Raw genomic sequence first — 12,874 nt, forward strand, 5'->3', positions numbered from 1 at the left:
CTCACGCCGGAACACGGCTTCCCATCGCTGTTTTTTCAGAATCAAGGCGCTCCCCTTCATCCTGTCACGGTAAAATCACCGTGAATTATTCACTACCACTCCTTTCTCATTTAAAAGAAAAAATCGAGCACCCCAAAACGGAGCCCTCGATTACAAAAGTGATACGATTTCCTCCGCCGGCATTATCCGGTTCAGGTGTTCGGGTCAATGGTTTACCATCCTCTCAGTCTGTTACACAAACTCCCCGATCGATTTTATTCAAAATAAGGGCCGCCCAATTTATTGGTGCGGCCAATTGTTGTTTACTGAAACAAACAATTTGGAACCACTAAAAAGGGTGACTGAACAATGAAGGTTATCAACATAATGGTAACCCTCATTACCCAACGAGAACGATTATACTCATTTTAGCGGAAAAAGACAACTATTCTGTCTGATATTTCAAAATTGTTTGCTTATTTACTAACTGCCACCACAACGTCTGCAAAATCATGGTTAAAGCTAGCTGTCCAGGTTCCTTCCGTTAGGTGTGGGGGCAATAGGAAGGTTCCTGAGGAAACTCGTTCCCCCACATGCAAGGTCTTTCCTTGCGCTGCCAATTTTTTAACTAGCCATTGCAACGATTTAAGTGGATTACCCAAAACTTCGGCTGAACTTCCCTCAGCCACCACTTCGCCATTATGGGCCAAATAGGCCTTCACATCCTCAAATTCAGCAACGGTCAAAGATGTACTTTCTCGTTCTGGTCCATAAACCACAAAACCGCCAACCGCTGCATCTGCCATGACTAAGTACTTGCTCAAAGATGGAAACCAGTCCGTAAACCGGGCATCAGGTACTTCCACACCAGCTGCTACAGTCGTTTTACGACGCAAATCTTCCAAAGAATCGGTAACTTGCAAGTCTTCCTTGGCCTTGAAGACCAATTCCACTTCTGCCAATGGGTCCAATAAATCGCTCTTCAACGAAAGATTGGCTGGTGACTGCACAAAATGGTTCTGCACCTGAGCCCCGTACAGTGGTTCGTTTGAATCGAACATATCTTGAGTTTCTTGGCTAGTCAAACTGACCTTGTAACCCCCAAGTGGCTGATTTTTCAATTCCATCAATTGGTCTTGCACTGCATAGGCAGTTTGATCATTGCTGACAACCTTCTCCCATTCAGTCATCTCAAGCGGTTGACGTTCTTGATAAGCATGATAGAGGGCCTGCGCCAATTTGTCCTCTTGCTTTGCTGGTACTACCTTCACCTTGGTCTTCAATTCAGTCATTGTCATATTTCATGCTCCTTTCAGTATACAAACAGCTCACGACGGTACGAAACTTCACGGTGCCCTCCTTTTCTAAAAAAATCAGCAGATAAAAAAGCGCCCTCAACCACGAAAAAATCGTTGTTAAGGGCGCTTACGCACGGTATCACCTTAATTTGTTGAACGGCAAAGTCCAACCTCAAACGTACGACCCGAAAAAGGCGATACGCCGGTTTGATAACGGTACCAACCGAGCGAGGCTTACTTCATTCAGCCCACTAGCTAAAGAATGATCGTCTTTAAGTTTGAAAACGACGCCCTTTCACCAAACAGGCGTTCTCTAATCATTTTCTCACTCAGACATTTCTTATTATCGCTTATTTTTTCTATCTGTTGATTCGTAGTCTACAACTTTATGATTGAATGTCAACCCTTTTATCATTTATTTTTAATTTAAATAAAAAAAACAAGGGTCTCCCCTCGGCTTCATTTGAAATCAAAAAATATTTTGAATGTTTTGATGACCAGCTGTTAAATCATAGATTTGATTAGCTGATTGTTCAGGATGAGCTAATACCGCTGTGACAAAAGCAGCAACATCTGCTCGCGGAATTTGCAAATCTTCCTTTGGACCAGAAAAGTCGACATTCAATGAAACCTTTCCAGTACCAGCAGTGTCCAAAAGCAGCGCTGGGCGAACAATCGTATAATCCAAACCGGAATTTTGCAAATACAAATCAGCATAGTGCTTCATCATAAAGTAATGATAAATACCGGATGCAGACCACCGACTGCGGTCATCTGCTCCAGCAGCTGAAACCATCACATAGTGGGCAACACTAGCTTTTTTGGCTGCAATCATCGTTTTAATGGCGCCGTCCAAATCAACTTCTACCGTTCGTTCGATGCCACCCTTGCCTCCGGCACCTGCCGTGAAAACAATTTGACCAACTTGGTGGTCGATGAAAAATTGGGTCATCGCTTGTTCGTCGCTATCGAGGTCAAAATAAACTCCCTCAACACCGGCTAAATCAGCCACTGTTTGCAATTGGTCTTTATTCCGAAAGGCCGCTAAAACCTCCCGCTGATTTTTAGCTAAATCTTGAACCAAAATTTGACCAACTTTACCGTGTGCACCAATCACAAGTGTCTTTGTCATCAAAATCTCCCTTCACTTAATCCAAAATTGTCAAAATACTTTTCGTGTCCATGCGACCAGAACGAATTTGATTTAACAAACTATCTTCATCACGATAACCGAGCCCAACGCCCATTACAACCTGTTGGTCATCTGTTAACTTGAGCGGTGCCATTAAATCATTAGCAAATTTAACGAATTCATAGTCTGGCAAAGAATCAACACCTGCATCTTGGACCGACAGCACCAATGCTTCTGAAAAGGCACCCCAATCAACCAATGACCAATCAGGATAATCTTTAGGCAAAGTTAAGTAAACGATTGCCTGAGCATTATAGAGGTTGGCACCTGCCTTCCCCATCATTGTACCTCAATCATCACCAATTTGTTCCTTGGTACCAGCAAACCAACCCACGATATTGGCCTTGGCGCAATCGTCCCACTCTGGAATTGGCTGATATGGCAAGACTAATTGACTCGGTGCTTGGTTCAAAACGGATTGTAAGTGTTGTGCTCGAATAGCTGCCAAGGTATTGCCAGTGGCAATCACCACTCGGACTGGTTGCGAGTTCACAAAAGACGGTACTTTCTGTACCGTTTCAACAATCTCCTGTAGCGCTTTCGTGGAAACTTCTCAATCTTGAAACCACCGAATGGAACTCCGACCATTCACAACAGTTTGAAAATTCATTTGGTAGGGACTCCAATTTCTTTAAATATTTGTTAGGAACATTATCTCTATTTGTTGATAATAATTCAACTTTCTCTTTGATTGGTATAGTTAATAATCATATGTGCTATTTTTAAAAATACAACAAATGGCATAAAGAAATCAGAACTGATTTTTAAAATTATTTGAAAGAAGAGCGCACAATTTCCTTTTTATAAGCAGATAAACTTTTATCAAATTCATAAATAATTGGTTCGCCGTTTGGAATTTCGACCTTAGTTACCTGTTCCGGTGTCAAACCCTCAATGAGCTTGGTCAAAGCTCTGACGGACGTTCCATGAGCAACAATCAAAACATCTTCTCCCGCACGCAACCGTGGCACAATCTCATCTTCAAAAAGTGGTCGAACTCGGACTTCAGTACTTTGAATATTCTCACTGAGTGGCAAAAGGCCATAAGGCACCCGTGCATAACGGCGATCAAAAGCTGGATAAGTTCGGCCATCAATGGTAACTGTTGGATCATATGCCGGCTGTTTTGGTGGCAAGACAGAATAAGACCGTCGCCAGATTTGGACCTGCTCTTTACCATACTTGGCACGCATAGCATCCTTATCCTCACCCTGCAATATGCCATAATGGCGTTCATTTAACCGCCAAGACTTCGTTAGCGGAATATATGATTGACCTAATTCATCTAAGATGCGATTAATGGTCATGATCGTCCGACTAAGAACTGAGCTATAGGCCCGGGAAAAATGAATCTCCTGTTTTAAAAGCGCCTGCCCGGCATCCTGTGCTTGTTTTTTGCCAGTTGCAGACAAATAAGTATCGATCCAACCATTAAAGCGGTTAGACTGGTTCCATTCACTTTGACCGTGACGTAGTAAAACAAGTTTTGGCATAATCAAGCTCCTTTGCGCTCTATTTTACACCGATTCTCTTTAAGCAGGCAATGCCTTCTATAAACAAAATAAAAAGCCTTCAAAAGAAGACTTTTATAATAAGTCAGCTTATACGTTTACCATTCAACACCGTATTCTTCAAAGAATTCTGGAAGTGTTTTCAAGTTTTGACCATCGTATGAATCTAAAAATTCACGAACCGAACTTGGTCGTTGCAAATCAAGGTTACTGTTATAAGTTGGGTTGAGCGTTTCTTCCATGCCTTGGTCTGTTTGCTTTAATTGTAATTCTTCGACAGGCAGCGAACGGGCATCTGAAATTTTAGCTTCAATCAAGAATGGTCGACCAGCCTTCGTGACCTCAATCGCTTGATCAAAGGCTGCTGGTAATTCACTGGCCTTGGTAACCGTCACTGATTCAACACCCATTCCCTGGGCAATCATGGCAAAGTTTTGATCAGCAAGATCAATTCCTGAATGATGCATGGCCACATCATCTTGTTCACTCTTAATAAAGTTCAACGTCTTGTTGGCCGTAATAACATTAATAATTGGCAAATCATACTTCTTCTCGGTCAGCAAATCTTGCATAATCATTGAGAAGGCACCATCACCAGCGATATTCCAAACTTGGCGACCAGGGTATGACAATTGGCCAGCCAAAGCAGCTGGTAGTCCAGAACCCATAGAAGCAAAGATGGCAGAAATCACGAACTTATTCTTTGGCGTCACATGCAAATGACGGAAGGAGTTAATGATATTATCACCAATATCAATGGCAAAAATGGCATCCGGGTCAGCAACACGGTTAATTTCTTTGTAAATTGGTTCGGCTCGAAGCGGCTCACGAATATCATCTTGCAATTGCTTTTGGTAAGTAAACCAATTTTCCTTATCGGCACAAGCGGCCTTGAAAAATGCGGATTCTGGTGCTTGTTCACTACGGTCTAAGGCAGCCTGTACAAAAGCAGTTGCATCCGACCAGATACCCAAATCGAGGTTATGATGGCGGCCAAGCTCTGTTCGGTCGTTATCGACTTGAACGAACTTAAACGGATGAGTCGTGTACACTAATTTGGCAAATGGGAAATCAGCCCCAATGGCAATCAACAAATCAGCGCTCGCCATGATTTCATCGGCAGCCTTTGAGGCAGCACGGTTGGCCATGCCCAAGTTTCCTGCATAGCTTTCATCAACATAGCCTTTTGCCAAACCGGTCATAACCAAAGGAATTTGCAATTTCTTTGATAATTCAATCAGGGCGTCACCACCTTCTTGAATTCCACGACCAACGTGAATAACTGGTCGCTTGGCTTCCTTAACCAATGCTAAGAATTGATCAACTTCGGCAGCGGTTGGTTCTGGCTGTGGCGTCTTTTTATCATCTGTGGATCCATGGGAACCATAAGCGATATCTGGAATTTGTTCGTAGCCCAAGTCGTTTGGAATAATCACCGTTGCGACACCCTGATGCTTGTAGGCTTCACGAATGGCCTGATCGACCACGTGTGGCAAACTTTCAGCCGTCATGACAGTTCGGCAATAAACGGATACATCTTCAAAGATTGGATCTTCGTTGAATTCTTGGAAAAAGTGTGAGTTCATAACCGCGCGTGGCGTTTGACCAACAAGAGCCAAAACAGGTGCATGGTCCTCCTTGGCATCATAAAGACCCGTTAACAAGTTTGTGGCTCCAGGTCCAGCCGATCCGAAGGCAACGCCGATTTTACCTGTGAGTTTAGCATCCGCTGCGGCTGCCAAAGCACCAACTTGTTCATGGCGAACTTGAATATAGTGAATTTGTTCTTTTCGCTCTGCGAGGGCTGCCATGGTGGAGTTAAACGAACCCCCAGGATAGCCAAAGAGGTGATCAACACCCCAATCTTCAAGCACCTTTAACATTGCGATGCTTGCTGGAACTGTGTTTCCTGTTACTGACATAAGACATCTCCTGTTCTACTTTGCTATAGCCATATTATAACCTTGTTTTACAAAGATGTAAAAGATTTTGCGCAGTTGTAACATTCAACAGACAATTATTAATAAAAAGATGCCTAATGCTGATTTGCCAGCGATTATACCAACGTCACCTTCACCATAGTTTTGGACTTCAAAGCCGTAATCAGTCCTTCCAAATCTTTCACCCGCCGTCTGGGAACGGTTAAGATTTGACGAGAAATGGTTGAGCGACCAACTTGATTCCACTCAAAGAAAAAATTAACTTGTCCGGCATACCGCTGGTCCACCACTCGCAATTCGTAAACAGTATTTTTAGCCCGTTTAAATAATGGTGTCATTTCCTTTAAAATTTCAGTTATCAATTCATTTTCGACCATGATTAACCTCCACAAACTGCAAGTCTTCCCAATTTTTTGGTTCTCTGTCTAAGTAAAAACCATCCGCAAAAAAGCCTGTTACCCGGCCAACTTCTACAGGACTGGCCCGGCCTTCGATATCGAAACTGTTCGCTTGGACAACCAATCGTTGTGAATTCCGATAAGCCAAAGCAACCACCTGCTGCATTTGCTCATACGACATGGCCTCATGCAACTTCGTCTGATCTGCCTGGTCTTGATCCGTTTTCTGATTTTTCAATCCCGCAGTATGATCCGAAAGAAAAAAGCCATTCCACTTGACCTTCCCTCGCTCGCGATAATCATGGTCAAAGTAGCCAGTGACGGTCGCTAACCAGTCTGGATTAGCAGAAAAATTCTTACTCATAAGCATTCCCCCCATTATGGCCCCCAACCAAATTAGCCCGGCTAATCGCCGTAGCCCCTTTTTCTAGCGAAATTGAACGGACCAGGCTCGCCGCCCCAAAGCGACGACGAATTTGGTCAACAACCGTATCAACCGGATCTTCCTCCTGGTCAGTTGGACTAGGAGCCTTGTCAAAGAGTGAAATTTCTTGCACGCTTTCACTCGATAAGCCGGAAAAAGAAATCCCAATATAGCGAACTGGGTCACCCGACCAATTTTCCTGAAAAATGCGCTTCAAAACGGCCATCAAGGTTTGACTACGATTTGTTGGCTCGATGCGAATGGTCTGGTGCAGGCCCGTTTTAGGATTGTGGCGGGTGTTAAAAGCGATTCCTTGGTCAGCATAACCCAAGTAAAGTGATGCCAGGGTTGCTTGTTGTTGGTGCGCCCGGAGGCGACTTGCTACTTGATCTGCCATTTCTTGCACCACCACTTGGATGGCCGCTGCATCATGGTAATTTTCTGGTAAAACTTGTGAGTTCCCATAGGACTTATCTTTTGGCGTAATCTTTTCTGTCAAATCAGACCGGTCAATGCCCCAGGCCAAGGCATAAAGTTGCTCACCCATTAGTCCCAGCCGTTCTTTGAGAACATATGGGTTTTGTTTGGCTAAATCGCCAATGCTTGCAATGCCCCACCGCTGCAATTTTTGTGCCGTTTGTGACCCAATACTCCAAACATGACCAAAGTTTGTCACGGGCCACAACTTTTTCGATACGTCCTCATAGTGCCACTCAGCCAGCAGGTGTGGCGCCTTTTTCGCTTCTAAATCCAAGGCTAATTTGGCTAAAACCGGACTATCCCCGATGCCAACTGAAAGGTAAATCCCCATTTCGGCCAGGACTTGCCGTTGAATTTTTTGCGCAACTTCTCTTGGGCTCTTGCCAAAGAGGTGCCAAAAATCAGTGATATCTAAAATTGATTCATCAATGGAATATGGTAACAAGTGGTCATCGTCAACGTATTGTTGGTAGATGGCATTAATCACTAAGTTTTTTTTGATATAAAGGTTCATCCGCGGCTCCGCCTTGATTAGGCCAGGAACATCTGGAACATCCTTTTGTCTGGTAACGTTGGAAATCCCCAGTCGCTTCTTAGCCATTGGCGATGAGGCCAGCACTAACCCCCCGGTATCATTTTCCTGGTGTGACATCACTACCAGCATGGCCTTCAGCGGATTTAACCCTCGTTCAACCGCTTCGCAACTGGCATAAAAGCTTTTTGAATCGATTAGAAAGACAACCCGCCGCTCTTCACTTTGATAAATTTTTGAAAAATCATTAGTCGTCATCCGACGGATTCCTCCTGTTAAGTCTGTTTTTATTATACGAACAGATGTTCGCTTTAGCAAGAAAAAAATCAGTAAAAATTTGCTAAGAAAAAGACCTAACATTAACGTTAAGTCTCTCATCAAAATTTTATGTCACAATCACTCATTTGCCAGGGCCCAAAACCTGGCCGACCACTTCATCAAAGTTGTCAGGTACCCAATCAACCCGCCTTTGTTCTGCTAGAGCGAGACTGATACTTTCCCCCTCGTAATCGGCAAGAAAACGGTCATAATAACCGCCACCAAAACCGACTCGGAGGCCGGCATCGCTAAAGGCGAGCCCTGGTACTAAGACCAAATCAATCGCTGATTTCTTCAGTTCCTGACCATTTTCGGGCTCCAAAATACCAAAACTTTCACCAGCTGTCAGGGCACTGTCGGCACTGATTTTAACAAAGGTTAATTCTCGATCAACCACCTTCGCCAAGCCAACCGTTTTACCAGCCTGCCAGGCGGCCTCCATAATCGGTGTTGTCTCCACTTCAAAAGGAAGCGATGCCGTCACCGCGACAGTTTGTGCCTGAAGCCAGGCTGGTTGTTGAAACAGTTTTTGATATAACTGTTCTTCTTGTTCAGCCTTTGCTAGCGGGCTCAAGGCCTTCAACTTGGCTTTTTGTTCCTGGCGAATCGTCTTTTTGTCAGGCATTTGTTCACCTCCAGCGGATTCAAAGAAAAAAAGCTGCATTAACAGCTTTTCATCATTCTATACCATTATTGGTCATTACGGCAACTTGTGTGCCATTGCCAAGCGTTCTGCTTGCTTCTTAATGTCCTTTAATGCCTTTTCATCGTCATGGTTGTGAATTGCTTCCACAATCAAACGGGCAACTTCAGCACTATCGTTTTCATCGAAACCACGAGTCGTGATGGCTGGTGTTCCAATACGAATTCCAGAAGTAATAAATGGACTGCGCTGTTCATTTGGCAAGGCTTCCTTGTTCGTCGTGATTGAGACACGATCCAACAATTCTTGTGTTTCCTTACCAGTCAAATCAGTCTTCGTCAAATCCAAGTTAAAGAGATGGTTATCAGTACCACCAGCAACAACACGGATGTCGTCAGTCTTTTCAAAGACTGCAACCATTGCCTGTGAGTTCTTGATGATTTGCTTTGCATAGTCCTTAAATTCTGGACGCAATGCTTCACCAAAGGCAACAGCCTTGGCAGCAATCACGTGTTCCAAAGGTCCACCCTGTGAACCAGGGAAGATAGCTGAATTAATTTGCTTTGCGTATTTTTCTTGTGACAAGATTACCCCACCACGTGGGCCACGCAAAGTCTTGTGGGTTGTTGATGTCACGACATCAGCAATGCCAACTGGATTTTGGTGCAAACCAGCTGCAACCAAACCAGCAATGTGAGCCATATCAACCATCAAGTAGGCCCCAACTTCATCGGCGATTTCACGGAACTTCTTAAAGTCGATTGTTCGTGAATAAGCAGATGCACCAGCCACAATCATCTGTGGCTTGACTTCCTTGGCTTGTGCCATGATGGCATCATAGTCCAAAGTTTCAGTTTCTGAATCCAAACCGTAAGTTTCTGAATGGTAAACCTTACCAGAAAAACTTACCTTGGCTCCGTGAGTCAAGTGACCACCAGCATCCAAATCCATACCCAAAATTGTATCACCTGGCTTCAAAAAGGCCATGTAGGCTGCTGCGTTTGCCTGTGAACCAGAATGTGGTTGCACATTGGCATATTCTGCACCAAACAATTCCTTCAAACGATCAATCGCAGCTTGTTCAACGATATCAACGTATTCCGTTCCACCATAGTAACGCTTGTAGGGATATCCTTCTGCGTACTTGTTCGTCAATACCGAACCTTGAGCGGCACGAACGGCTTTTGAAGCAAAGTTTTCAGAAGCAATCAATTCGATTGTCCGGTTTTGCCGGGCACCTTCTTGTTGAATGGCTGAAAAAATCAATGGGTCTTGGTCAGTAAAATTCATGATTTAAGCTCTCCTGGGCATCTTCTTTCACTAAATCAAACAACATCAGCTAGCCAGTCAGCTGATTGACTAGTGTAAAGTTATTATAGCAAATATTTATTGCGATAGTCTAGCATAAGTACGACTTTTATTAAAATTCGTGCAAGTAATTATTTAAATCGTTCGTGTTTAGCTGATTTTCCAGACCAATCAAGAGTTTTAGTCGGGCCTTTTGCCCATTAACGGCCGATGCGAAGATAGCCCCGGCCTTTTCGAGCTGCACGCCACCACCAAGGTAATCATAAACCGGCTCCGCAATGCCCTTAAAGGACCGCGAAACAATCACAACAGGAATGCCAGCATCCAAGAGTTTCAAAACCCCAAGGGCAGCATCCTCGCCCAAGTTTCCTGCTCCAAGTGCTTCAATCACGATGCCATCAATGCCTGAGTCAGCTAAAAGACTCAGAATATGGCCATCCATCCCGGCATAGGCTTTCATAACCGGAATTCTTTTATCAACGGCTTTAATTGGATAAGTTTGCTTATATGGCAGGTCGTAAAAGAAGAGAATTTTACGTTTATTAACCATACCCATCGCCCCAGAAATCGGTGAGGCAAAGGTGGCAACGTTCGTTGCATGTGTTTTCGTCACAAACCGGGCAGCATGAATTTCATCATTTAAAACAACCATGACACCCCGATTTTTTGACTGCTCATCGATGGCCACGCGCAAGGCCGATTGGAAATTATATAAACCATCGGAGCCCAATTCGTTGGAGGACCGCATAGCACCGGTCATGACAATTGGAATTTCAAAGGAAAGTGTTCCATCCAAGAAGAATGAGGTCTCTTCCAACGTATCCGTCCCGTGCGTGATGACTACCCCGTCAAAATCTTGTTCCGCATCCTTGAGACGGTTATAGAGGGCCAACATATGAGTTGGGGTAATATGTTCGGACGGCAAATTAAAAATGTTTTCAGTCGTCAATTCCACTTCGGGTAAATCGAGGTGGGCATCATTTAATGGGTTTTGTGCACCCTGTTCAACATCACCATCAACATCCTCGTGCATGGCAATCGTCCCACCAGTATGTAAAACTAAAATTCTTTTCATGGCTTTCCCTTTCGCGCCTTAATGGTCAGCTGCCCTTCAAAAGCAGCCATTTTTTGAATGAAGACCTTTTCCTTTGGCTTCAACCCGACTTCTCGGTCATAAAGATAATCAATCACCCGTTGAATGCCGCGCTTGGTCATCAAAGATAAGGTTACCTTAGCAATCTTATTCATGTCAATTGCTGAAAATTGCCGTAAATAATAGACGACTTTCTGGTCCAAGTTTAACCGTTGATCATCAAGGTCAAAATGTGACCGTTCAATGATACCGTTATATTTTTCAGAATAGTCAAAGACTCCCATCACAGCACCGGAAATCGGATCAGCCTGCCAGTTTGGTGCCACACCAAAAGCGGGCAACAGCTGTAATTCAAAAATATTGGTAATAACTTGAGGGTCCACCTGTTCATTGAGTTTTTCAAACCCCACCAACGTTTTCTCATACCATTCCGGTTCTGATTTTCCCTCTTCCAAGGCTAAATCCAAGAGCTTTACAATTAGCGCTGCATAGGCACTCACATTGATGTCCCCAACCACATTTTTATAAGGATGACTGTCTTGCACATCATTAATAAAGCCCAAACCGGTATTATTTTTTGGATAAGCGCCATCGAAAATCGTCCAGGAATAGGCCTGACAGGCAAAACCAACTTTTGACTTTGCCTTCTTGGCCCCACGAGCCATCAAAGTCATTATTCCCTGTTCCTTCGTAAAAACTCGAACCAGCAGATCATTATCTCGGTAAGGCCGTGTATACAAGACGAGACCTTCAATCAATGCCATCACGGCCCTCCTTTCCATAAAAAAACAACCATCAAGCTGATGGTTGTCTGCTCAGCTATTGTGCTGGTAAAACGGTTTAAAAATCATCCTTACGGTAGCCAAAGCTTTGCAAAGCCTGTGGTCGATCACGCCAACGTTCCTCAACCTTAACCCAGGTTTCCAAAAAGACCTTAGAACCAAGCAGGCGCTCAATATCTTTCCGTGCTCGTGTACCAATTTCTTTAACCATTCGGCCTTGCTTACCAATCACGATGTTCTTTTGACTGGCACGCTCGACGATAATTGAAGCCTGGATGCTAACCAAACCATCATCATCAGAGGAAATTTTATCAATCACAACCGCCACGGAATGTGGGACTTCTTGTTTAGTTAATTGCAAAACTTTTTCACGAATTAATTCGGAGATAACGAAGCGTTCCGGGTGATCCGTCAACTGATCTGAATCGAAGTATTGTGGTCCTTCATTCAAATCACCGATGACCGTTTCCAACAGCTCGGGAACATTATCCCCTTCTGTTGCCGAAATCGGGAAAATTTCCTTCCAGGCCGGTGCATCCTCTTGATACGACTGGATGACCTCGAACAGTTCTTCCTTAGGCAACAAATCGACCTTGTTGACCAGCAAATAAATCGGTGTCTTCGTTACTTCCTTCAAACGGTCGATGATATAGTTATCACCCCCGCCCCGCTTTTGGCTTGCATCAACAACAAACCAAATAGCATCTGCCTCGTGCAAGGCTGAGAAAGCTGATTTAACCATATAGTCACCCAAAGAATTTTGGGGCTTATGAACACCCGGTGTATCGATAAAAACCACCTGGGCCTCATTGGTTGTATAAATACCTTGAATCTTATTTCGGGTAGTCTGCGCCTTATTCGACATGATGGCAATTTTTTCACCAACAATGCGATTCAATAAAGTCGACTTTCCAACGTTTGGCCGACCAATAATGGCAACGAAACCTGATTTAAATCCTGGATTTGTCATAAAATA

At 44.0% G+C, this 12,874-nt stretch carries 12 protein-coding genes, 1 pseudogene and 1 riboswitch; all 13 genes and pseudogenes read right to left on the bottom strand.

Annotation, left to right across the window (positions count from 1 at the left end; translation table 11 throughout):
* Nucleotides 1–151 precede the first annotated feature (151 nt).
* Nucleotides 152–257, bottom strand: a riboswitch (TPP riboswitch).
* 198 nt (nucleotides 258–455) lie between these two features.
* Nucleotides 456–1,277, bottom strand: coding sequence for a 2-keto-4-pentenoate hydratase (locus tag FEFB_RS01155; RefSeq protein WP_047974424.1), 822 nt, complete (start codon nucleotides 1,275–1,277; stop codon nucleotides 456–458).
* 469 nt (nucleotides 1,278–1,746) lie between these two features.
* Complete coding sequence (locus FEFB_RS01160) at nucleotides 1,747–2,409, bottom strand: SDR family oxidoreductase (RefSeq protein WP_047974425.1); 663 nt, start codon at nucleotides 2,407–2,409, stop codon at nucleotides 1,747–1,749.
* A gap of 16 nt (nucleotides 2,410–2,425) precedes the next feature.
* Nucleotides 2,426–3,007: pseudogene (locus FEFB_RS08940) on the bottom strand (nitroreductase family protein); the annotation flags it as partial.
* A gap of 232 nt (nucleotides 3,008–3,239) precedes the next feature.
* Complete coding sequence (locus FEFB_RS01175; protein WP_047974428.1) at nucleotides 3,240–3,962, bottom strand: 2,3-diphosphoglycerate-dependent phosphoglycerate mutase; 723 nt, start codon at nucleotides 3,960–3,962, stop codon at nucleotides 3,240–3,242.
* A gap of 116 nt (nucleotides 3,963–4,078) precedes the next feature.
* On the bottom strand, nucleotides 4,079–5,902 hold the full coding sequence (gene spxB / locus FEFB_RS01180; RefSeq protein ID WP_047974429.1) for a pyruvate oxidase: 1,824 nt from the start codon (nucleotides 5,900–5,902) through the stop codon (nucleotides 4,079–4,081).
* Nucleotides 5,903–6,036: 134 nt separating this feature from the next.
* The gene (locus FEFB_RS01185) at nucleotides 6,037–6,297 is read right to left on the bottom strand and encodes a hypothetical protein (protein WP_047974430.1); all 261 of its coding nucleotides are present in this window, start codon (nucleotides 6,295–6,297) and stop codon (nucleotides 6,037–6,039) included.
* Entirely contained in the window at nucleotides 6,284–6,682 is a 399-nt protein-coding gene (locus FEFB_RS08870) for a hypothetical protein (RefSeq protein WP_047974431.1), read from the bottom strand. Before FEFB_RS08870 ends, FEFB_RS01185 begins: the two co-directional genes overlap by 14 nt.
* Entirely contained in the window at nucleotides 6,675–8,012 is a 1,338-nt protein-coding gene (locus FEFB_RS01195; RefSeq protein ID WP_047974432.1) for a Y-family DNA polymerase, read from the bottom strand. Before FEFB_RS01195 ends, FEFB_RS08870 begins: the two co-directional genes overlap by 8 nt.
* Nucleotides 8,013–8,154: 142 nt before the next feature.
* A complete protein-coding gene (locus tag FEFB_RS01200) occupies nucleotides 8,155–8,697 on the bottom strand; it encodes a 5-formyltetrahydrofolate cyclo-ligase (RefSeq protein WP_047974483.1) in 543 nt (180 codons plus the stop codon).
* 75 nt (nucleotides 8,698–8,772) lie between these two features.
* On the bottom strand, nucleotides 8,773–10,005 hold the full coding sequence (gene glyA / locus FEFB_RS01205; protein ID WP_047974433.1) for a serine hydroxymethyltransferase: 1,233 nt from the start codon (nucleotides 10,003–10,005) through the stop codon (nucleotides 8,773–8,775).
* A gap of 130 nt (nucleotides 10,006–10,135) precedes the next feature.
* Complete coding sequence (locus FEFB_RS01210; protein WP_047974434.1) at nucleotides 10,136–11,098, bottom strand: asparaginase; 963 nt, start codon at nucleotides 11,096–11,098, stop codon at nucleotides 10,136–10,138.
* Entirely contained in the window at nucleotides 11,095–11,880 is a 786-nt protein-coding gene (gene recO, locus FEFB_RS01215) for a DNA repair protein RecO (protein WP_047974435.1), read from the bottom strand. Before recO ends, FEFB_RS01210 begins: the two co-directional genes overlap by 4 nt.
* Nucleotides 11,881–11,956: 76 nt before the next feature.
* The gene (gene era, locus FEFB_RS01220; protein ID WP_047974436.1) at nucleotides 11,957–12,868 is read right to left on the bottom strand and encodes a GTPase Era; all 912 of its coding nucleotides are present in this window, start codon (nucleotides 12,866–12,868) and stop codon (nucleotides 11,957–11,959) included.
* Nucleotides 12,869–12,874 lie beyond the last annotated feature (6 nt).

Origin of the sequence: Fructobacillus sp. EFB-N1, assembly GCF_001038455.1 — a bacterium.
Taxonomy (GTDB): Bacteria; Bacillota; Bacilli; order Lactobacillales; family Lactobacillaceae; genus Fructobacillus; species Fructobacillus cardui.

What these genes read in the sequence shown, in the direction of transcription:
- FEFB_RS01175 (WP_047974428.1), bottom strand. Translation starts at nt 3,962, where the DNA reads ATGCCAAAACTTGTTTTACTACGTCACGGTCAAAGTGAATGGAACCAG.
- era (WP_047974436.1), bottom strand. Translation starts at nt 12,868, where the DNA reads ATGACAAATCCAGGATTTAAATCAGGTTTCGTTGCCATTATTGGTCGG.
- recO (WP_047974435.1), bottom strand. Translation starts at nt 11,880, where the DNA reads ATGGCATTGATTGAAGGTCTCGTCTTGTATACACGGCCTTACCGAGAT.
- glyA (WP_047974433.1), bottom strand. Translation starts at nt 10,005, where the DNA reads ATGAATTTTACTGACCAAGACCCATTGATTTTTTCAGCCATTCAACAA.
- FEFB_RS08870 (WP_047974431.1), bottom strand. Translation starts at nt 6,682, where the DNA reads ATGAGTAAGAATTTTTCTGCTAATCCAGACTGGTTAGCGACCGTCACT.
- FEFB_RS01160 (WP_047974425.1), bottom strand. Translation starts at nt 2,409, where the DNA reads ATGACAAAGACACTTGTGATTGGTGCACACGGTAAAGTTGGTCAAATT.
- FEFB_RS01155 (WP_047974424.1), bottom strand. Translation starts at nt 1,277, where the DNA reads ATGACAATGACTGAATTGAAGACCAAGGTGAAGGTAGTACCAGCAAAG.
- FEFB_RS01195 (WP_047974432.1), bottom strand. Translation starts at nt 8,012, where the DNA reads ATGACGACTAATGATTTTTCAAAAATTTATCAAAGTGAAGAGCGGCGG.
- spxB (WP_047974429.1), bottom strand. Translation starts at nt 5,902, where the DNA reads ATGTCAGTAACAGGAAACACAGTTCCAGCAAGCATCGCAATGTTAAAG.
- FEFB_RS01200 (WP_047974483.1), bottom strand. Translation starts at nt 8,697, where the DNA reads ATGCCTGACAAAAAGACGATTCGCCAGGAACAAAAAGCCAAGTTGAAG.
- FEFB_RS01185 (WP_047974430.1), bottom strand. Translation starts at nt 6,297, where the DNA reads ATGGTCGAAAATGAATTGATAACTGAAATTTTAAAGGAAATGACACCA.
- FEFB_RS01210 (WP_047974434.1), bottom strand. Translation starts at nt 11,098, where the DNA reads ATGAAAAGAATTTTAGTTTTACATACTGGTGGGACGATTGCCATGCAC.